This is a genomic window from Streptomyces actuosus, assembly GCF_016921115.1.
GTDB classification, from domain to species: Bacteria; Actinomycetota; Actinomycetes; order Streptomycetales; family Streptomycetaceae; genus Streptomyces; species Streptomyces actuosus_A.
The window spans coordinates 1-1,045 of the sequence record NZ_JAFFZS010000115.1 but is presented as its reverse complement, the minus strand read 5'-3'; the positions used below and the strand labels follow the sequence as shown (position 1 = coordinate 1,045).

General features: G+C 71.3%; 1 protein-coding gene. It reads left to right on the top strand.

Annotated features, from left to right (window positions below):
- Window positions 1-930 (top strand): IS701 family transposase (locus JS756_RS35820; protein ID WP_205387441.1); only part of this gene is annotated, 930 nt, incomplete at its 5' end.
- Window positions 931-1,045 lie beyond the last annotated feature (115 nt).

Below are 1,045 nucleotides of genomic sequence, written 5' to 3'. Positions count from 1 at the left end.
GTGTCGCGGCAGTACACCGGCACCGCGGGCAAGGTCACCAACTGCCAGGTCGGCGTCTCGCTCCACCTCGCGTCCGACCACGCCTCGGCAGCGGTCAACTGGCGGCTGTTCTTGCCCCAGACCTGGGATCCCGCCTCGCCGAAGGCCGATGCGGCCAAGGTCGCCCGCCGCACCGCCTGCGGCATCCCGGACGATATCGGGCATGTGGAGAAGTGGCAGCTGGCCCTGGACATGCTCGATGAGACCCGCTCTTGGGGCATCGAGGTGCCGCTGGTCGTTGCGGACGCCGGATACGGCGACGCCGCCGCGTTCCGGCACGGAGTGCAGGCCCGCGGCATGAACTACGTGGTGGGCGTCTCCACCACGCTCACAGCCCAGCCCGCCGACGCGGTGCCGGTGGCCGAGCCGTACTCCGGGACCGGACGCCCACCGGTGGCGAAGTATCCCGAGAGGCCACGGTCAGTGAAGGAGCTGGTCATCGTGGCGGGACGGAAGGCGGCCCGGCCGGTGCAGTGGCGGGAGGGCTCCCGGCCCGGCACCGGCCGCTCGGGCCGCAAGCGCATGTACTCCCGCTTCGTGGCCCTGCGCATCCGGCCCGCCGGACGCGAGGTCCGCCAGGCCACCGACGGCCCGGAACTGCCCGAATGCTGGCTGCTGGCCGAATGGCCCGCCGCCGAGGCCGAGCCGATCCAGTTCTGGCTGTCCGACCTGCCCTCCGACACCCCGCTGACCACCCTGGTCCGGCTCGCCAAGCTCCGCTGGCGCATCGAGCACGACTACCGGGAGATGAAGCAGGCCCTGGGCCTGGCCCACTTCGAGGGCCGCACCTGGAACGGATGGCACCACCACGTCACCCTCGTCTCCGTCGCGCACGCCTTCTGCACCCTGCAACGACTGGCCCGGGCCCCAAAAGACACGGCGCCGGCCTGAGCCTCTACCACGTCGTCCGCGAGCTGCAGACACTCCTCGCGACCTGGACCGGCGCCTGCCCCACCTGCCACCGCGACATACCCACCCACACACCAACCTGACCAAGCACTACTAG